At 73.1% G+C, this 18334-nt stretch carries 15 protein-coding genes; 8 read left to right on the top strand and 7 right to left on the bottom strand.

All coding sequences use genetic code 11. From position 1 onward, the window contains the following. Positions 1 to 48: 48 nt before the first annotated feature. Together ACFYZ3_RS25335 and ACFYZ3_RS25330 are read right to left on the bottom strand one after the other, a co-directional pair. On the bottom strand, positions 49 to 459 hold the full coding sequence (locus tag ACFYZ3_RS25335; RefSeq protein WP_361009673.1) for a VOC family protein: 411 nt from the start codon (positions 457 to 459) through the stop codon (positions 49 to 51). A gap of 78 nt (positions 460 to 537) precedes the next feature. Then, positions 538 to 1653, bottom strand: coding sequence for an ADP-ribosylglycohydrolase family protein (locus ACFYZ3_RS25330; RefSeq protein ID WP_388521915.1), 1116 nt, complete (start codon positions 1651 to 1653; stop codon positions 538 to 540). Positions 1654 to 1887: 234 nt separating this feature from the next. On the opposite strand from ACFYZ3_RS25330, the gene ACFYZ3_RS25325 reads away from it, so the two are divergent. Continuing rightward, positions 1888 to 3102 (top strand): serine hydrolase domain-containing protein, encoded by a 1215-nt coding sequence (locus tag ACFYZ3_RS25325; protein WP_388521912.1) that lies wholly within the window; start codon positions 1888 to 1890, stop codon positions 3100 to 3102. A gap of 148 nt (positions 3103 to 3250) precedes the next feature. Then, on the top strand, positions 3251 to 3763 hold the full coding sequence (locus ACFYZ3_RS25320; RefSeq protein WP_388521910.1) for a DUF2165 domain-containing protein: 513 nt from the start codon (positions 3251 to 3253) through the stop codon (positions 3761 to 3763). Here the strand turns inward: ACFYZ3_RS25320 and ACFYZ3_RS25315 are convergent. Then, the gene (locus ACFYZ3_RS25315) at positions 3747 to 4310 is read right to left on the bottom strand and encodes a hypothetical protein (protein WP_388521907.1); all 564 of its coding nucleotides are present in this window, start codon (positions 4308 to 4310) and stop codon (positions 3747 to 3749) included. The genes ACFYZ3_RS25320 and ACFYZ3_RS25315 overlap by 17 nt on opposite strands. A gap of 155 nt (positions 4311 to 4465) precedes the next feature. Here ACFYZ3_RS25315 and ACFYZ3_RS25310 point away from each other — a divergent pair, with 155 nt between their 5' ends. Further along, positions 4466 to 4921, top strand: coding sequence for a VOC family protein (locus tag ACFYZ3_RS25310; protein WP_388521904.1), 456 nt, complete (start codon positions 4466 to 4468; stop codon positions 4919 to 4921). 25 nt (positions 4922 to 4946) lie between these two features. Here the strand turns inward: ACFYZ3_RS25310 and ACFYZ3_RS25305 are convergent, their stop codons facing one another. Beyond that, positions 4947 to 7550, bottom strand: coding sequence for a bifunctional FO biosynthesis protein CofGH (locus tag ACFYZ3_RS25305; protein WP_388521901.1), 2604 nt, complete (start codon positions 7548 to 7550; stop codon positions 4947 to 4949). 188 nt (positions 7551 to 7738) lie between these two features. Between ACFYZ3_RS25305 and ACFYZ3_RS25300 the strand changes: the two genes are divergently transcribed. From ACFYZ3_RS25300 to ACFYZ3_RS25285, 4 genes are all read left to right on the top strand, one after another. After that, a complete protein-coding gene (locus ACFYZ3_RS25300; protein WP_388521898.1) occupies positions 7739 to 9262 on the top strand; it encodes a CehA/McbA family metallohydrolase in 1524 nt (507 codons plus the stop codon). Between the two features lie 77 nt (positions 9263 to 9339). Beyond that, positions 9340 to 9750 carry a nitroreductase family deazaflavin-dependent oxidoreductase gene (locus ACFYZ3_RS25295; RefSeq protein ID WP_356855624.1) on the top strand — a complete coding sequence of 137 codons (411 nt, stop codon included), beginning with the start codon at positions 9340 to 9342 and terminating at the stop codon, positions 9748 to 9750. Between the two features lie 102 nt (positions 9751 to 9852). Beyond that, a complete protein-coding gene (locus tag ACFYZ3_RS25290; RefSeq protein WP_388521894.1) occupies positions 9853 to 12828 on the top strand; it encodes a BTAD domain-containing putative transcriptional regulator in 2976 nt (991 codons plus the stop codon). Between the two features lie 196 nt (positions 12829 to 13024). Beyond that, positions 13025 to 13216, top strand: coding sequence for a hypothetical protein (locus ACFYZ3_RS25285; RefSeq protein WP_361009651.1), 192 nt, complete (start codon positions 13025 to 13027; stop codon positions 13214 to 13216). Positions 13217 to 13291: 75 nt separating this feature from the next. Here ACFYZ3_RS25285 and ACFYZ3_RS25280 read toward each other — a convergent pair whose 3' ends face one another. The 3 genes from ACFYZ3_RS25280 to ACFYZ3_RS25270 form a co-directional block, all read right to left on the bottom strand. Then, entirely contained in the window at positions 13292 to 13825 is a 534-nt protein-coding gene (locus ACFYZ3_RS25280) for a hypothetical protein (protein WP_388521891.1), read from the bottom strand. Positions 13826 to 13912: 87 nt separating this feature from the next. After that, positions 13913 to 16315 (bottom strand): PQQ-binding-like beta-propeller repeat protein, encoded by a 2403-nt coding sequence (locus ACFYZ3_RS25275; protein ID WP_388521888.1) that lies wholly within the window; start codon positions 16313 to 16315, stop codon positions 13913 to 13915. 179 nt (positions 16316 to 16494) lie between these two features. After that, positions 16495 to 17256, bottom strand: coding sequence for a VOC family protein (locus tag ACFYZ3_RS25270; protein ID WP_388521885.1), 762 nt, complete (start codon positions 17254 to 17256; stop codon positions 16495 to 16497). A gap of 134 nt (positions 17257 to 17390) precedes the next feature. Between ACFYZ3_RS25270 and ACFYZ3_RS25265 the strand changes: the two genes are divergently transcribed. After that, entirely contained in the window at positions 17391 to 18026 is a 636-nt protein-coding gene (locus ACFYZ3_RS25265; RefSeq protein WP_356855703.1) for a TetR family transcriptional regulator, read from the top strand. Positions 18027 to 18334: the final 308 nt, after the last annotated feature.

Genomic DNA, 18334 nt, shown 5'->3' with positions numbered 1-18334 from the left:
ACGGCCGCTCGGCCGGTGACCGTGGACACAGGTCACCGGCCGTCCGGTTCAGCGCAGTTCCTGGATGCGGATCTGGTTGCCGGCCGGGTCCCGGAAGGCGCAGTCCCGGACGCCGTACGGCTGCTCGGTCGGCTCCTGGACGATCTCGGTGTTCCCGGCACGCACCTTCTCGAAGGTGCCGTCGAGGTCCTCGGTGGCCAGGAGGATCCACCCATAGGTGCCCTTGGCCATCATCTCGGCGATGGTGCGGCGCTCGCCGTCGGTGATGCCGGGGTCCACGGCGGGCGGCGACAGGAGCAGCGAGACGTCCGGCTGGTCGGCCGGTCCGACCGTGATCCAGCGCATCTTGCCGTTCCCGACGTCCTTGCGGACCTCGAAGCCGAGGACGTCCCGGTAGAAGGCCAGGGACGCGTCCGGGTCGTCGTGCGGAAGGACGGTGGTGTGAATGCTGATGTCCATGGCAGCCACGCTAGCCGGGGCCCACGGGCCACCGCTTCTCGAAACCTGACCGTTGCCGCCGGGAGTTCTGTCCGGGGCCTACGCCCGCGGGTACCGCGCCAGCCACCCGGGGGACGAGCCGGCCGGGCCGTGGAGGGCGGGGCCCTGGGTCATCTCCATGGCGAAGTCGTCGGCCAGTTCCAGGACGGTCGGGCGGCCCTCCAGCTCGGCCAGCCAGGCCGGGGGCAGCGCCGTCTCGCCGTGCAGGGCGCCGAGCAGGCCACCGGTCAGGGCCCCGGTCGCCGCCGAGGCGCCGTCGTGGTTCACGGCCAGCCGCAGCCCGTGCCGTACGTCCTCGCCGACGAGGGCGCAGTACACGGCGGCGGCGACCAGGCCCTCGCCCGTGCCCGCGCCGATCAGCTCGGTCACCCGGACCGGGCTCGGCAGTCCTTGCCGTACCGCGCCCAGCGCGTGCTGCAGGGCGTCCGTCACGGGCTCGTGCCCCGGCCGGGCGACGAGCAGCGCCAGGACCCGCTGCACGGCGGCGTCCAGGCTCTCGCCGCGCGCCAGCCCGTGCACGATCACGGCGTACGCGCCCGCCGCCAGGTAACCGGTGGGGTGGCCGTGGGTCTGCGCCGCGCACTCCGCGGCGAGCTGGGCGACCAGCTGCGGCTCCCAGCCGACCAGGAGCCCGAACGGCGCCGAGCGGGCGGCGGCCTCGGGGCCGCGCTCACCGGGGTTCTTGGGCGCCTCGGGGGTGCCCATCGTCTCGTCGCCGAGACCGAGCAGCAGCGCGCGCGGGGCGTCCCGGCGGACGTACAGCCACTCCTCGTGGGCCAGCCAGCCGTCGTCCTTGCGCCGCAGGTCGGGTCCCCAGTCGCGCTGGGTGGCGGCCCAGCGCCGGTAGGCCCGGTGCAGGTCGGTCGGCGGATGCCAGGCACCCGTGTCGCGCCGCACCTGGGCCCGGATCAGGCCGTCGACCGAGAACAGGGTGAGCTGGGTGAGGTGGGTGACGGCACCGCGCCGGCCGTGGGCGGGGGCCAGGTCGGACAGCCCCTCCGCGCCGTGGGCCTCCCGGATCGCGTCGAGGGCGAGGGAGTCGACGGGGGCGCCCAGGGCGTCACCGACGGCCACGCCGAGCAGCGTCCCGCGCACCCGGCTGCGGAAGTCCTGCTGCTCGGCCCGCCCCCAGACGGCGCCGGCTGTCCCGCCCACCTGGACCTCCCCTCGGCACTGTCCACACCACTGTCCGTACGTACGACGTCCAGCACTGTATGCGAACGCGGACGGTCGGTTCAGGGCCCGGGCGGGCGGGATCGGTGTGGAAACGCTCACGGCTGGGGTGGTGGAAGGTACACCCCCGTTCCGCCGCCTGGCCCCATCGAGCGGGCGGCCGGTTCGCGAAAGGCTCAAGGCGTTCCGAGAGCAGCCTTGTTGGAAGGAAACCCCGTGTCCGTTCGTCTCCCCGCCTCCGTCCCGTCCAAGCCGAGGAAGCAGCGCGGGCGCGTGCTGTCGGTGGTCGCCGCGCTCGCGGTCCTGGGCGGCGGACTCGCCGCGACCGGTTCCCTGGCCTACGGCACCCCGGGCCACCCCGGTCATCGCGACGCCGTCCGCGAGGGCGCGAAGGACCTGGTCCGCGAGGACGGTTTCCCCGCCGCACTCGTTGCCGACCAGGGGCGTGACGGACGCGTCCGCGACTACACGGCGGGCACCGGCGACCTGGCGACCGGCGCGTCCGTGCCGGTCAACGGCCAGGTCAGGGCGGGCAGCAACACCAAGGCCTTCACCGCGGCGGTCGTGCTCCAGCTGGTCGGCGAGGGCAAGGTGAAGCTGGACGAGCCGATCGAGACGTACCTGCCGGGCCTCGTGCACGGCGACGGCATCGACGGCGGCCGGATCACCGTGCGCAACCTGCTCCAGCACACCAGCGGCCTGCCCGACTATGTCCAGACGCTGGGCCTCGACCCCTTCGAGGTCCAGGACACGTACTACAACCCGCGTGACCTGATCGACCTCGCCCTGAGCCGGAAGGCGGCGTTCGAGCCCGGCGCGAAGTGGCAGTACAGCAACACCAACTACGTCCTGGCGGGCCTGCTCGTCGAGAAGGTCACGGGCCGCCCCTTCGGCGAGGAGATCACCGACCGCGTCATCCGGCCCCTCGGCCTGAAGGGCACCTACTGGCCGGGCGTCGGCGAGCGCGGCATCCGGGGCGCCCACCCCAAGGGCTACGCCGCCGCCACCCCCGGTGCTCCGCTGGAGGACATCACCCGCCTCGACCCGTCCCAGGCCTGGGCCGCCGGACAGCTGGTCACCACCCCGCGCGACCTCAACCGCTTCTTCACCGCCCTGCTCGGCGGCGAGGTCCTGGAGACCGCCGAACTGAAGGAGATGAAGACCACGGTCCCGGTGACCGAGGGCGCCCCCGCACCCGGCACCGGATACGGCCTGGGCCTCTTTGTCACCCCCCTGTCCTGCGGCGTTCAGCTGTGGGGCCACGGCGGCTCCATCCACGGCTACGAGACCTACGGCGGAGCCACGCGGGACGGCCGCGCGGCCACGGTGGCGACCACGGCCCTGTCCAGCTCGGTGGCCGCCGAGCCGGCCGACATGATGGCGGCGCACCAGCACGTCTTCGACCTGGTGGACACGGCCGTCTGCGAGTAGCGGTTCAGCCCCGCAGGGACCCGCGCCAGGCCTCGGCCAGCGCGTCGAGGTCCCTGCGCCGCTCGGGTCCGTCGCCGGAGCGCTTCGGAGAGATCACGTTCCGGACCCTAACCACTCGCCGCGCCACCGGCTTCGGAATAGTGCTGCCATGACCAACATCCCCCGCAGCACCCTTTTACTCGCCTCCACCGTGCTCACCGCGGTCCTCGCCCTCTACATCGCCCTCGTGGCCCTCGGGAACATCACCGACTTCGACAACAACCAGCAGTACGTGCACCACGTCCTCGCGATGGACACCACGTTCAAGGACGACGACCTGATGTGGCGGGCGATCACGAGCAAGGGGCTCCAGGACACCGCCTACGTGGCGATCATCGTGTGGGAGACGGCGGCGGCGCTCGTGCTGATCTGGGCGACCTGGCTCTGGATACGCCGGCAGCACGCTCCGGCGCGGCGCTTCACCACGTACGGCACGCTCATGCTGGTGCTGCTGTTCGGCGCCGGGTTCCTCGCGATCGGCGGGGAGTGGTTCGCGATGTGGCAGTCGGAGGACTGGAACGGGCTGGACGCGGCGACGCGCGTGCTCCTGTTCAGCGGCGTCGTGCTGATCGTGGCGCACCTGCCGTCCGGCGAGGCGACGGAGCCTAAGCGACCACAGTGACCGTCGTCCCCGACGTGCCGAACTCCCAGAGCGCGTCCCCGTCCGCCTTGGGCAGCCGTATGCCGCCCGTCTTGGCACCGTCGGCGGGCGGTGGCGGGGAGGAGCCGTCCACGGCGTTGGAGAAGGCGACCCAGACGCCGTCCTCCTGGGTGAAGTACATGATCTGCTCGACCCGGACCCCGTCGGAGCCCGTCGTCGGGTCCTGGCGGCGGGTGCCGACGCTGTACTTGCCGGGGTCGGGGTCGACCGTGCCCGGCCAGACCTTGAAGGAGCGCCGGGTGGCGTCGCTGGCGTCGACCAGCCACACCCGGTCCTTGCCGACCGAGTAGACGACGCGCCGCCCGGTGCCGGAATCCGCCGGTACCGGGGCCGGCGCGGTCTCCTTCGGCGTGGGGTGCGCATCCGCCGACGCCGACGGGCGCGGCTTCGTCGCCGCGGCGGTGGGCTGGGGTCCCCGGTCCGCCTGTACGGCCAGGACGGTCACCGCCGCTATCGCCCCCACGGTCAGACCGGAGACCCACGCCCATGAGGGAAGTCGGGCAGGCACGGGCACGCATCTCCTCAGCTACGAGAACCCCGACACACCGGGGGCCCGATCATCGTACTGCGCACCCGAGGCTCTCCCGAAGCGCGCGCCCCCGCCGCCCCAGGGCCCGCCGCGAGAGCGGGCCGACTGTCAGACCCGTCTGGGATGCTCCCGCGATGGAGATGACAGTGCAGCTGACGATCGACTGCTCCGATCCGCAGGCAATGGTCGCCTTCTGGGCCGGGGCCCTGGGCTACGTGCCCGAGCCGCCGCCGAGCGGGCACACCACGTGGCGTGCCTACTGGGCGGCGACGGGGGTGCCCGAGGAAGAGCTGCCGGCCGGTGCCGGGGACGTTGCGGAGTCGATCGTCGATCCCGCGGGACACGGACCGAGGGTGTGGTTCCAGCGGGTCCCGGAGCCGAAGACCGCCAAGAACCGCTGGCACTTCGACCTGAAGGTCGGCGGGGGCCGTGACGTCCCTCTGGACGTCCGCGCGCAGCGGGTCAGGAGCACGGTGGAGCGGCTCGTCGAGGCCGGTGCCACCGTGCTGCGGATCAAGGACGAGCCGGACACGGGGTTCTACGCCACCGCCATGCAGGACCCCGAGGGCAACGAATTCGACGTCGTCTGAGGGCCGTGGCTCTGGGCGGCACCTGCTAGTCCAGGACCGGCAGCAGCTCCGGCAGGTGTCCGTCCGAGTCCCGTGCCACCCGCTGCCGCTCCTCGGGGACCGGGCCGTACAGGGTGGTGCGCGGCTTGGCCGGGCGGCCCGCCGCGTCGGCGACCGCGATCAGGTCCTTGACGGACTTGTACGACCCGTAGGACGAGCCCGCCATGCGGGAGATCGTCTCCTCCATGAGGGTGCCGCCCAGGTCGTTGGCGCCGGAGCGGAGCATCTCCGCCGCGCCCTCCGTGCCCAGTTTCACCCAACTTGTCTGGATGTTGGGGATGTGGGGGTGGAGCAGGAGGCGGGCCATCGCGGTCACCGCGCGGTTGTCCCGGAGGGTGGGCCCGGGCCGCGCGATGCCCGCCAGGTACACCGGCGCGTTGGTGTGGATGAAGGGGAGCGTCACGAACTCCGTGAAGCCGCCGGTGCGCCGCTGGATCCCGGCGAGCGTGCGCAGGTGGCCCAGCCAGTGGCGGGGCTGGTCGACGTGGCCGTACATCATGGTGGACGAGGAGCGGATGCCCAGTTCGTGGGCCGTCTCGATCACCTCGATCCAGGTGGCCGTCGGCAGCTTGCCCTTGGTGAGGATCCAGCGGACCTCGTCGTCGAGGATCTCCGCCGCCGTGCCCGGGACCGAGTCGAGCCCCGCCTCCTTCGCCGCGGTCAGCCACTCGCGGATCGACATCCCCGTGCGGGTGGCCCCGTTGACGACCTCCATCGGCGAGAAGGCGTGCACGTGCATGCCGGGCACGCGCTCCTTGACCGCCCGCGCGATGTCGAAGTACGCCGTGCCGGGCAGGTCGGGGTGGATGCCGCCCTGCATGCACACCTCCACCGCGCCCACCTCCCACGCCTGCTGGGCGCGGTCGGCGACCTGGTCCAGGGAGAGCGTGTAGGCGTCGGCGTCCGTGCGGCGCTGGGCGAAGGCGCAGAAACGGCAGCCGGTGTAGCAGACGTTGGTGAAGTTGATGTTGCGGGTGACGATGTACGTCACGTCGTCGCCGGCCACCGACCTGCGCACGTCGTCGGCCACCTTGCACAGGGCGTCCAGCGCCGGGCCGTCGGCATGCAGCAGGGCGAGCGCCTCGTCGTCCGTGAGCCGCGTGGGGTCGTCGGCCGCCGTGGCCAGCGCGGCCCGTACGTCGGTGTCGATGCGCTCGGGGGCCATGCCGGGGGCGGCGGCCTCGCGCAGGGCGCCCCAGTCGCCGTACACCTCGTCGAAGTCGTCGCGGCGGTCCGAGGTGCGGCCCTCGGTGTCGATGGTGGTGTGCAGGTCGGTGCGGCCGGTCGCGGTGAACGCCTCGTCCGGTTCCTGCCACGGGTGGCCCTCGACCACCGCGTCCTCGCGGGCCAGGCCCGTCTCCGGGTCGGCGAGCGCCGCCACGTGCGGGCGCACGCGGGGGTCGAGCCAGGGCTCGCCGCGCTGCACGAACTCCGGGTACACGCAGAGGCGTTCGCGCAGTTCGAAGCCGACCGCGCGGGACTTTGCGGCCAGTTCGTCGATCTGCGGCCAGGGGCGCTCGGGGTTGACGTGGTCGATGGTGAGCGGGGAGACGCCGCCCCAGTCGTCGATGCCGGCGCCGATCAGCCGCTCGTACTCCGCGTCCACCAGGTTCGGCGGGGCCTGGAGGCAGGCGGAGGGGCCCATGATGTGCCGGGCGACGGCGACCGTGGCGACCAGTTCGTCCAGTTCGGCGTCCGGCATGCCGCGCATCGCCGTGTCGGGCTTGGCCCGGAAGTTCTGGATGATCAGTTCCTGGATGCCGTGGTAGGCGCGGGAGACCTTGCGCAGCGCGAAGAGCGACTCGGCCCGCTCCTCGTACGTCTCGCCGATGCCGATGAGGACGCCGGTGGTGAAGGGGACCGAGGAGCGCCCGGCGTCCTCCAGGACGCGCAGGCGTACGGCGGGCTCCTTGTCGGGCGAGCCGTGGTGCGGACCGCCGGGCTCGGACCACAGGCGGGTCGCGGTGGTCTCCAGCATCATGCCCATGGAGGGCGCGACGGGCTTGAGCCGCTGGAAGTCCGTCCAGGTCATGACGCCGGGGTTGAGATGCGGGAGCAGCCCCGTCTCCTCCAGGATGCGGATCGAGATGGCGCGGACGTAGGCGATCGTGTCGTCGTACCCGTGCGCGTCCAGCCACTCCCTGGCCTCCGGCCAGCGGTCCTCGGGCTTGTCGCCGAGGGTGATGAGGGCTTCCTTGCAGCCGAGGGCGGCGCCCTTGCGCGCGATGTCGAGCACCTCGTCCGGCGACATGAACATCCCGTGGCCCGCGCGGCGCAGCTTGCCGGGGACGGTGACGAAGGTGCAGTAGTGGCACTTGTCCCGGCACAGCCGGGTCAGCGGGACGAAGACGCTCTTCGAGTACGTGATGACGCCGGGCCGCCCGGCGGTCTCCAGGCCCGCGTCCCGGACCCGGGCGGCGGACGCGGTGAGGGCGTCGAGGTGCTCGCCGCGCGCCTGGAGCAGCACGGCGGCCTCGGTCACGTCGAGGGCGACGCCGTCCCGGGCGCGTTTGAGGGCGCGACGCATGGAGTTCTCGGTGGGGCCTGCGGGGTCGGCGGGTCCGGTTCCGGAGGTCGCGGAAGTCGTCATCCTTCGAGCATACGAGCGGCGTGATCAGCACGGGTGTCCCGTCCCGCCGGCCCACCGCACGGTTTCCGGTCCTCCATCCGTCTCCCCCCTTCCCTTGCCCCGCAGTTCACGGCTCAATACGAGGGTTGCACGCACCAACCCCTGCACCACCCATGCCATGTCATCGACGACACCTGGGGAGCAGCAGCATGTGCGAGGACGACCACGAGAACGACCACGCCGGGATCGGCAGACGCGCGGTGTTCGTGACGGGAGCCGCCGCCGCGCTTACGTTGGCGACCGTGAGCTTCGCTTCAGCGGCGGGCGGTACGGGCCCGCGGACGAGGACCGTACGCGGCACCCTGCCGCCCGGCTCCCCCGACTTCGTGTACGTCCCGGTCGAAGTCCCCCGGGGCGTGCGCGAGATCCACGTCGCCTACACCTACGACCGCCCCACCGTCCCGGCCGGCACCCAGGGCAACGCGCTCGACATCGGCCTGTTCGACGAGCGCGGCACCGACCTGGGCGGCCGTGGCTTCCGCGGCTGGTCGGGCGGGGCGCGCACCGAGTTCTTCGTCCGCGCGGACGCCGCCACGCCCGGCTACGTCCCGGGACCGGTGCGCGCGGGCACCTGGCACATCGCGCTCGGCCCGTACACGGTGGCCCCGCAGGGCCTGTCCTACGAGATCACGATCACGCTGACCCACGGCGAGGAGGACCGGACACCCCGTCCGGTGTATCCGCCCGAGCGCGCCAGGGGGCGGGGCCGCGCCTGGTACCGGGGCGACTGCCACCTGCACTCCGAGTACTCCGACGGCCGCTACACGCTCGCCGAGATCGCGGAGCGGGCGCGGGCGGCGGGCCTGGACTTCATCAACTCCTCCGAGCACAACACCCACTCGGCGCACGCGCACTGGGCCGAACTGGCCGGGGACGACCTGCTGATCCTGCTCGGCGAGGAGGTGACGACCCGCAACGGCCACGTCGTCGCGCTGGGCACCGATCCCGGCACCTTCGTCGACTGGCGCTACCGGGCCCGCGACAACCGCTTCGGCCGGTTCGCCCGGCAGATCCGCCGCGCCGGCGGCCTGGTCGTGCCGGCCCACCCGCACGCCACCTGCATCGGCTGCAACTGGAAGTTCGGGTTCGGCGAGGCGGACGCGGTCGAGGTGTGGAACGGCGCCTACACGCCCGACGACGAGGTGGCGCTGGCCGACTGGGACGGCATGCTGGTCGCCTCGGTGCGCGACGGGCGGCGGGACTGGATCCCGGCGATGGGCAGCAGCGACTCCCACCGCTCCCCCGACGTGATCGGCCGCCCGCAGACCGTCGTCCTCGCCGACGACCTGACCCGCGAGGCGATCCAGGAGGGCATCCGGGCGGGACGGTCGTACGTGGCCGAGTCGTCGAAGGTGTCCCTGTCCCTCACCGCGTCCGGCGGCCGGGGCGAACACGCCGGGATCGGCGAGCGGCTGCGCGTGGACGCCGACACCCCGGTCACCGTCCGCCTGGAGGTGACGGGCGCCCCGCGCTGCACGGTGCGCCTCGTCACGGACCAGGGCGTGCTGTTCACCGGCGATCCGCTGCCGGTGTCCGGCGCGGGCGTCGTCGAGTGGCGCACGACCGCCTCGTACGCGGCCTACGTACGGGCGGAGGTGCGGCACGAGGCGGCGGCGGGACCGCTGCCGGGCGCTCTGGCGGCATTCACCAATCCCGTCTTCCTGGGGAGTTAGTCTCCAGGGGCCACCGGGCCACCGGGCCACCGGGACCGCCCGGGGGACCCCCGAGCGAGACGGAGCGCGGAACCACGATGCCGAAACCGCCGAACCCCGAACGGAAGTACCGGACCGTCACGGCCTTCCAGCGCCGGCTGAACGCCGTCGTGCGCCGGCTGCCCGGCCAGACCCTGCTGGAGACCACCGGCCGGGTCTCCGGTCTCCCCCGCCGCACGCCGGTGGGCGGCCGCCGGGAGGGCGACTCCTTCTGGCTGGTCTCGGAGTTCGGCGAGCGCTCGCAGTACATCCGCAACATCCGGGCCGACCCGCGGGTGCGGGTGCGCATCCGGGGCCGCTGGCACCCGGGGACGGCCCACCTCCTCCCCGACGACGACCCGCTCGCCCGCCTGCGCCGCCTCCCCCGCTTCAACAGCATGGCGGTGCGGGCGATGGGCGTCGGGACGGGGCTGCTGACGGTACGGGTGGAGCTGGAGGGGCAGGGGTAGAGAAGCTGATGAAGAACCTGTGATCGGCGTCTCCCACGGCTGACGTGGTCGGCATGAACAAGGCAAACTGACGTGGTTGCTCAGGATGTCTAGGGGGACGGCATGGACGGTGGACCGCGGGTTCCGGAGCAGCGGCGTCCCGGATTCCCGGCGGAAGAGGAGGAATCGGGCGCGCTGCGCTTCGGCGTGCTGGGGCCGGTGCGCGCCTGGCGGGACGGGGAGACGCTGGCCACCGGCTCCCCGCAGCAGCGCGCGCTGCTGGCCGCCCTGTTGCTGCGCGAGGGCCGTACGGCCACGGCGGGCGAGCTGATCGACGCCCTGTGGGGCGAGGAACCGCCGTCGCAGGCGCTGGCGGCGGTGCGGACGTACGCGTCCCGGCTGCGGAAGGCCCTCGGCCCCGGGGTGCTGGTCAGCGAGTCGGGCGGGTACGCCGTGCGGGGCCTCGCCGAGAGGGCGCTGGACCTGGCGCGGGCCCAGGACCTGGCCGCGGCGGCCGAGAAGGCCAGGAGCTCCGGGGACCTGTGCCACGCACGTGACCTGCTGCGCCGGGCGCTGGCGCTGTGGGACGGAGAGGTGCTGGCCGGAGTGCCGGGGCCGTACGCGCAGACGCAGCGCGTCCGCCTCGGTGAATGGCGGCTCCAACTCCTCGAGACGCGCCTCGACATGGATCTCGACCAGGGCTGTCACGCCGAGGCGGTCTCGGAGCTGACGGCGCTCACCGCGGCGCACCCGCTGCGCGAACGCCTGCGCGAGCTGCTGATGCTGGCCCTGTACCGCAGCGGCCGCCAGGCGGAGGCACTCGCCGTCTACGCGGACACGCGCCGCCTGCTCGCCGACGAGCTGGGCGTCGACCCGCGCCCCGGCCTCCAGGAACTCCAGCAGCGCATCCTCCAGGCCGACCCGGACCTGGCCGAGCCCTCGGCGGCCGCCGCGGAGACCGCGACGGTCACGGTGCGTCCGGCGCAACTCCCCGCGACGGTGCCGGACTTCACCGGCCGCGCGGCTTTCGTCCGGGAGCTGAGCGACGTACTGTCCGCCGCGTCCGGGGAGTCGGCGTCGGGCCGCGTGATGGCGGTCTCGGCGCTGGCCGGCATCGGCGGCGTCGGCAAGACGACCCTGGCGGTGCACGTCGCCCACCGGGCGCGGGCCGCCTTCCCGGACGGGCAGCTGTACGTCGACCTCCAGGGCGCGGGCGCGCGGCCCGCGGAGCCGGAGACGGTGCTCGGCTCCTTCCTGCGGGCCCTGGGCACGGCCGACTCGGCCATCCCGGACTCCCTGGAGGAGCGCGCCGCCCTCTACCGCTCCGTCCTGGACGGCCGCCGTGTCCTGGTCCTGCTGGACAACGCCCGCGACGCCGCCCAGGTGCGGCCCCTGCTGCCCGGCACGGCCGGCTGCGCGGCGCTGGTGACGGCACGGGTGCGGATGGTGGACCTGGCCGGGGCGCACCTGGTCGACCTGGACGTGATGTCGCCCGAGGAGGCACTGGCCCTCTTCACGAAGATCGTGGGCGAGGAGCGGGTCGCCTCGGAGCGGGAGGCGGCGCTGGACGTGGTCGGCGCCTGCGGTTTCCTGCCGCTGGCGATCCGTATCGCCGCGTCCCGGCTGGCCGCCCGCCGCACCTGGACCGTCTCGGTCCTGGCCGCGAAGCTGGCCGACGAACGCCGCCGGCTGGACGAGTTGCAGGCCGGCGACCAGGCGGTGGAGGCCACCTTCGAGCTGGGCTACGGCCAGCTGGAACCGGCCCAGGCCCGCGCCTTCCGCCTGCTGGGCCTGCCCGACGGCCCGGACATCTCCCTCGCGGCGGCCGCGGCCGTCCTGGACCTCCCGGCCGAGGACACGGAGGACCTCCTGGAGTCCCTGGTGGACACCTCGCTGCTCGAATCGGCGGCCCCGGGCCGCTACCGCTTCCACGACCTGGTCCGCCTCTACGCGCGTGCGTGCGCGGAACGGGACGAGGACCCGCCGAGCGAGCGGGGGGCGGCGCTGTCGCGGCTGCTGGACTTCTACCTGGCGACGGCGGCGGGGGTGTACGCGATCGAGCGGCCGGGTGACCGGCTGGTGGAGGATCTCGAGCCGACCCACTATCCGGGGCTCCGTTTCGAGGGCGGTTCCCAGGCGCTGGACTGGCTGTACAGCGAGGCGGCGGCCCTGTTGTCCAGCGTCCGGCAGGCGAGGAACTCGGACCGGCTGCGGCCTGCCGTCGACCTCCTCTGGGCGGCCAAGGACCTGATCGAGTCGGGTGCCAACTCCCACCAGTACGAGGCCACGGCCCGCGCCATGTGCGAGGCGACGCGGACCGCCGGGGACGCCCGCGCCGAAGGACGGGCCCGGACGACCCTCACCAACGTTCTGCTGGTCTACGGGCGGATCCAGCAGGCCGAGGAGGAGGCCCGGCTCGCGATGGAGCTGGCGGCCTCGGCCGCTGACGCCACGGCCGTCAGCTGGGTCGCCAACGACCGCGGCCTGATCTGTCTTCACCAGGGCCACTACGCGGAGGGGAAGGCCTTCTTCGAGCAGGCCATCCGCGGGCACCGAGCGGCCGACAACAGGCTCGGGGAAGCCGTCACGCTCGCCAATCTGTCCCGTTCCTACCTGGAACTGGGCGACGTGCCCCAGGCCGTGGACATCGCACGGCAGAGCCTGGCGGCACATTCGCAGCTGGGTCGGCCCATGAGGCGCGCCAGCGCCCACTTCGCGCTCGGCCTGGCACTGGCCAAGGCCAATCGGCACGCCGAGGCGCTCGGTCAGTTCACCGATGCCCAGGGCATCTTCGGCGACCACCGGCAGCGGCTCTGGGTGGGCAACACGCACTTCAGGATCGCCGAGGTGCACCTCGCCGCCGCGCAGTTCGCTCCGGCGGCCCAGCACGCGGAGCAGGCGCTCGCCCTGGGCTGTGTCGGCGGCGACCGGATGCGGGGCAACGTCGTCACCCTGCTCGGCCGGGCCCTCGCCGCTCTCGGCCAGGCCGACCGGGCCAGGGCGTGCTGGCGGGAGGCGCTCAACCTCTACGAGCAGAGCGGGGCCGGGGAGGCGAGCGAGGTCCGCGCGCTCATCTCGCCCGCGCCGGCGGCCCAGTAGGGGCTGAACACGGACGTTCAGCAATCGTTTATGTCCGACCGGCACTCTGACATCAGTCAGACCGTCGCGTCGGGGGGCAGACGGTCCGGCGGAGCCCAACGAGCTAGTGTGCGGCTCCGAACGCCCGCCCGGTGGCCCTCGGGGGAGCCTCCGGGCGGGCGTCTCCGCTCAGTCACGACCTGGAGGAACCAAGCTCATGAGCGACACGAAGAAGGACGCGGACGCCACCACGCAGGACAACAGCATGCCCGCGCCGCCGAAGGACGGCACCGCGACGACGCAGGACAACAGCATGCCGAGCGAGCCCGCCAACGGCGACGCGATCACGACGATGGACAACAGCATGCCGGCCCCGCCCGCCCTGGACCTGGACGGCGACGGCAAGTAGACCCTTTTCCCGCACGGGGATCGGCCGCGGCGGCGCGGAGGGGAGCCGCCGCGGCCGACGTGTGCGCGGGGGGATTCAGGAGGCGGAGTCCCGCTCGCTCACTTCGCAGTGGTCCGGGGTGCCGGAGCCGTCGAAGGGGACGCGGACCGCGCTCACGCCGTCCGCGGGGACGGTGACTTCCTCGGTGCCTTCGTCGATCGTCGTGCCGTCCGCGTCCTTGAAGAGGACCGTGACCGGGACCGTCTGCTCGACGGCGTTCGGGTTGCTGACCTCGACGGTGGACCACGGCTGGTCCACCATGACGCAGGTGATCAGGTTCAGGACCGCGCTCTTCGTCTCGCCGCTGCCGCCGCCCGTGTCGTCGCCGTAGGCGTCGTCGTCGTAGTCGTGGTAGCCGCTGCCGCCACTCCCGTACGTGTCGTCGTCGTCCTTGTAGGCGCCGCCGCCCGAGCTGGACGACGAGTCGTCGTGGTCCTGGCCGGAGCTGCTGCAGCCGCCGCCCGACCCGTCGCTTCCATGGCCGTGGCGGCCGGTCGAGAAGCCGGTCAGGCTGAGGACCACCAGCGCCGAGATCGCCGTGTACCTGAGTGCTCGCCCCCGTGTCGTCATGAAGATCACGCTAGCCCGCGCATGTCACGGACACGTCACCGACCGGGCACGGGCCCTCACGCCGTACGGCCTCACGCCGGGACGGCCTCACGTCGTACGGGCGGTCCCCGTGCCCTTCTCGGCGTCCAGGGCGTAGACGCAGCGGTCCTTGCTGCACGCGTACACGATGCCGTCGCGGACGACCGGGGAGCCGGTGATCTCGCCGCCGGTGGCGAGCTTCCAGCGCAGGCGGCCGTCGTCGGCCTTCAGCGTGTAGAGCAGGTGGTCGGACGAGCCGAAGTGGATGCGGCCCTCGGCGACCGCGGGCGCGCCCACGATGTCGCCGCCCGCCTGGAAGCGCCACTTGGGCGTCCCGGTGACCGCGTCCAGGGTGTAGAGACCCTTGCCGCTGCCCACGTGGACGTGACCGGCGGCGACCAGCACCGGGTCGGTCGAGGAGCGGGCCTCGGTCGCGATGCGCCAGCGGTCGCGGCCGTCGGTGGCGTCGAGGGCGTAGACGGTGCCGAGGTAGTCGGCCAGGTAGACGCCGCCGCCGGTGACGGCCGGGCCCGGCACGAAGGTGGGCGGGGCGAGGAAGACCGCGGGGGCCTCGAAGTGCCAGCGGACGTGGCCGGAGGCGACCTCCAGGGCGAGGACCCGGGTGCCGGCCGCGACGTACACGTAGCCGTCGGGCGCCTGGGTGAGGCGGACCGGGACGCCGCCGCAGGAGGCCGCGTCACCGATCGGGTACGACCATCTCTCGTCGCCGGTGCGGGCGTCCAGGGCGCGCAGGCGGGCGTCCTGCCAGACGTAGGCCGTGCCGTCGTGCAGCGCGGCTCCCGCCTCGGGGGACTCGAAGTCGGTCTGCGCGCCGGTGACCTCCCACAGCTTCTGGCCGGCCGACGCCTCCCAGGCCTGGACACCACCGCCGCGGGTGGCGGTGAGGACGGTGCCGCGGTCGGCCTGGAGCGAGTACACCCAGGCATCGGTCTGCACCCGCCAGAGGTCGGCGCCCTCCCGGGCGTCCAGGGCGAACAGGGTGGGCCCGTCGGAGGCGTGGATACGGCCGTCCGCGACCGCCATCGACCAGGCGACGTCCCGGGTCTTGAAACGGCGGCGCCCGGTGGCCACGTCCAGCGCGTGCACCTCGAAGGAGGTGACGTAGACCAGGTCCTCGGCGACCCGCGGCGTGCCCCAGACGTCGTTGGACATCCGGAACCGCCAGGGACGCCACCCGGCCGGCGAGGCCTCCGGAGAGGGGGCCGCCACGGACGACGGGGCCGGTACGGCGGGCTCGGCGCCGTTGACGCCGGGGCGCGGTCGGGACCAGGACGCGGCGAGGGCGGACTCCGGCGGGGGTGCGGCGACGGCGGCCGCGCGCATGTCGGCGACGCGCGGGCCGGGCCCGATGGGCACCGCCGCGCCGGGCAGCCGGACCGGCCCGCCTTCGGGGGCGCCGGCCGGAGCGGGCACCGCCGGGACGTGCGCGGGCGGCGCCGGTACGACGGGGTCGTGCGCGGGCGGGGGCGGCAGCGGGGGCGCGTGGACCGGGGCGCGGGCGCCGGACGGTCCGTGGCCGCGGCCGCCGGCCGTGGTGGCGGGCTTGACGGCGGGGCGGCCGTTGCGGCGTCCCTCGATCAGGCCCACGGCCCGTTCCGGCAGCCACGCCGACGCCGTACCGCTGTCGTCGGAACCGGAACCGAAGAGGTGCGGGGCGAGCTGGGCCTGGAGGTCGGCGGGGTTGGGGCGGCCGGTCGCCTCCATCTGCATGCAGGACTCGATGAGCGGGCGCAGCTCGTCGGGCAGGCCCTCCAGGTCGGGGCCCTCGCGCAGCAGCATGAAGACCGTCTCGACCGGGTTGGCGCCGTGGAAGGGAGGGTGTCCGGTCGCGGCGAAGACCAGCATCGAACCGAGCGAGAACACGTCGCTGGCGCCGGTGACGCTGCGGGAGTCCTTCGCCTGCTCCGGGGACATGTAGGCGGGGGTGCCGACGGCCACGTTCGTCATGGTCAGGCGGGTGTTCGAGACGCCGGACGCGATACCGAAGTCGATCACGCGGGGGCCGTCCTCGACGACGAGGACGTTGGAGGGCTTCAGGTCGCGGTGGACCAGGCCCGCGCCGTGGATCGACTGGAGCGCCTCCGCGACGCCGGCCGCCAGCCAGCGCACCGCCTGGGCCGGCATCGGCCCGCACTCGTTCACTATCTCCTCGAGGGAGGGGGCGGGTACGTAGGCCGTGGCCAGCCACGGCACGGCGGCGCGCGGGTCGGCGTCGACCACGGCAGCCGTGTAGAAGCCCGAGACCGCGCGGGCCGCCTCCACCTCGCGGGTGAAGCGGACGCGGAACAGCTGGTCCTCCGCCAGTTCCGTGCGCACCGTCTTGATCGCCACGCGCCGCCCGGACGCCGAGCGCGCGAGATAGACCAGCCCCATGCCGCCGGCGCCGAGCCGCCCCAGCACCTCGAACGGCCCGATCCGCCGCGGATCGTGCTGCGTCAGCTGATCCACCACTTGCCTGCCACCTCCCCGTACGGGCCGCGCCACCCACATATGTACGCGACCGAAGTGCAGCGTCTCACCACCGCACCTCCGTGGCGCCACGCACCCCGATTCTTCCTGTCCGAGGCGCTGGTGGCGAACCTGGCGACAATCGGGGTGTCTTGCCTGATTCCGGGCAAAGGACCCGCCGTTCAGCGTCGCAGCAGCGCGAACGACGCCCCCTGGTCGTCCGAGACCACGGCCACCCGCCCGTACGACGTCCCGAAGGGCGGCACCCGCACCCGTCCGCCGAGCCGGGCCACCGCCGCGAGCTTGGCGTCCACGTCCTCGACCAGGAAGTGGACGAGGAAGTGCGGCGGCATCTCGGCGGGGAAGACGTCAAAGACCTGGGCGCGACCGAAGTCGGGGGACGCGTCCGGGCCGAAGAGCGCCTCGTGGAACAGGTCGCCGTAGAAGGCGTTGGCGGCCTCCGTGTCCCGGGTGTACAGCTCGGCCCAGGCGAACGTGCCCGGCTCGCGCCGGCGCCCGAAGCCGGTACGGCGGCCGGGCTGCCAGAGCCCGAAGACCGCACCGTCGGGGTCGGCGGCGAGGGCGGCGGTGCCCAGGTCGCCGAGCGGGTGGGGCGGGGTGACGACCTGGCCGCCGCCCGCCCGGATCCGCGCGGTGAGGGCGGCGGCGTCCGGGGTGTGGAAGTACACCGACCACACGGTGGGCATCCGGCCGTCCGTCTTGCGGACCAGCGCGGCGACCGGCTCGCCGTCCAGGCACGCCCGTACGGACTCCCCCGCCGTCCGGTAGGGGCTCTCCTCGGGCTCCCCCTCCTCTTCCTCCTGGAAGGTCCAGCCGAACAGCTCGCCGTAGAAACGCCTGCCCGCCTCCACGTCGGAGAGCTGGGCGTCCACCCAGCAGGGGACGCCCTCCCGCCTCTTCTCGAATGCCCCGTTTTCGGCCATGCCGTCAAAGTAACCGCGTCACCCGCACCGCGCAGACCAGGCACACCAGTCACTTTCCCGTCCCGCACCCCATTTGCAGTCGGCCGAATCGCGCTCGGATCACCCGTCGGTAAGCTGACGGCATGACAGGACAAGTGCGTACCGTCGACGGCCGCGTGGCCGGTCGGCGTGGGCAGGCGACCAGGCAGAAACTGCTCGACTGCCTCAGCGAAATGCTCAGCTCCTCCCCCTATCGCGATGTCAAAGTCATCGATGTCGCCCGCAAGGCGGGCACGTCGCCCGCGACCTTCTACCAGTACTTCCCGGACGTCGAGGGCGCCGTACTGGAGATCGCCGAGCGCATGGCCGCCGAGAGTTCCTCGCTGGCCGAGCTGACGGCGGGCCGCTCGTGGGTCGGCAAGGCCGGCTGGCAGACGGCACAGGAACTCGTCGACGGATTCCTGGAGTTCTGGCGGAAGAACGACGCCATTCTGCGCGTGGTGGATCTCGGCGCGGCCGAGGGCGACAAGCGATTCGCCAAAATCCGCATGAAGATCCTTAACTCGGTGAATTCACCCCTCACGGATTCCGTCGCCGATCTCCAGGCAAAGGGCAAGGTCGACAAGGACGTGAACCCCGCGGCGATCGCCGGGTCACTCGTCGTCATGCTCGCGGCCGCCGCCTCGCACCAGAAGGGCTTCTCCTCGTGGGGCGTGAAACAGGCTGAACTCAAGCCTCATCTCGCCCTGTTGACGTATCTCGGCATCACCGGAAAGAAGCCCGCCAAGTAGTACGCCGCGCGGCAGCCTGTCATCCCCGCCGCGTCGCGTCGCCGCCCGTCGCACCTCGCATCTCCGCACCTCCGCATCTCCGCACCTCCGCACCTCCAGCCTTTCGCACCTCCAGCCTTTTCGCCCCCGTCGGCCGACCGCTCGAACTCGGCGACCGTGCCCCGGCCCCGCGGCCGCACCGGCACCACGTCCAGCGCCTCGAAGTTCGACACCCGTGACGGCCCCGGCCGGGGAACAACCGCCCGCCCGGCCGACGTTGTGCCCGGCATCCGTACCCGCACGCATCCGCATCCGCATCCGCATCCGTC

It is taken from the genome of Streptomyces sp. NPDC001599, assembly GCF_042893535.1.
Lineage (GTDB): Bacteria > Actinomycetota > Actinomycetes > Streptomycetales > Streptomycetaceae > Streptomyces.
This window is presented reverse-complemented; position numbering and strand designations above follow the sequence as displayed.

What these genes read in the sequence shown, in the direction of transcription:
- ACFYZ3_RS25285 (WP_361009651.1), top strand. Translation starts at nt 13,025, where the DNA reads ATGAGCGACACGAAGAAGGACGCGGACGCCACCACGCAGGACAACAGC.
- ACFYZ3_RS25335 (WP_361009673.1), bottom strand. Translation starts at nt 459, where the DNA reads ATGGACATCAGCATTCACACCACCGTCCTTCCGCACGACGACCCGGAC.
- ACFYZ3_RS25310 (WP_388521904.1), top strand. Translation starts at nt 4,466, where the DNA reads ATGGAGATGACAGTGCAGCTGACGATCGACTGCTCCGATCCGCAGGCA.
- ACFYZ3_RS25305 (WP_388521901.1), bottom strand. Translation starts at nt 7,550, where the DNA reads ATGACGACTTCCGCGACCTCCGGAACCGGACCCGCCGACCCCGCAGGC.
- ACFYZ3_RS25300 (WP_388521898.1), top strand. Translation starts at nt 7,739, where the DNA reads ATGTGCGAGGACGACCACGAGAACGACCACGCCGGGATCGGCAGACGC.
- ACFYZ3_RS25270 (WP_388521885.1), bottom strand. Translation starts at nt 17,256, where the DNA reads ATGGCCGAAAACGGGGCATTCGAGAAGAGGCGGGAGGGCGTCCCCTGC.
- ACFYZ3_RS25280 (WP_388521891.1), bottom strand. Translation starts at nt 13,825, where the DNA reads ATGACGACACGGGGGCGAGCACTCAGGTACACGGCGATCTCGGCGCTG.
- ACFYZ3_RS25290 (WP_388521894.1), top strand. Translation starts at nt 9,853, where the DNA reads ATGGACGGTGGACCGCGGGTTCCGGAGCAGCGGCGTCCCGGATTCCCG.
- ACFYZ3_RS25320 (WP_388521910.1), top strand. Translation starts at nt 3,251, where the DNA reads ATGACCAACATCCCCCGCAGCACCCTTTTACTCGCCTCCACCGTGCTC.
- ACFYZ3_RS25295 (WP_356855624.1), top strand. Translation starts at nt 9,340, where the DNA reads ATGCCGAAACCGCCGAACCCCGAACGGAAGTACCGGACCGTCACGGCC.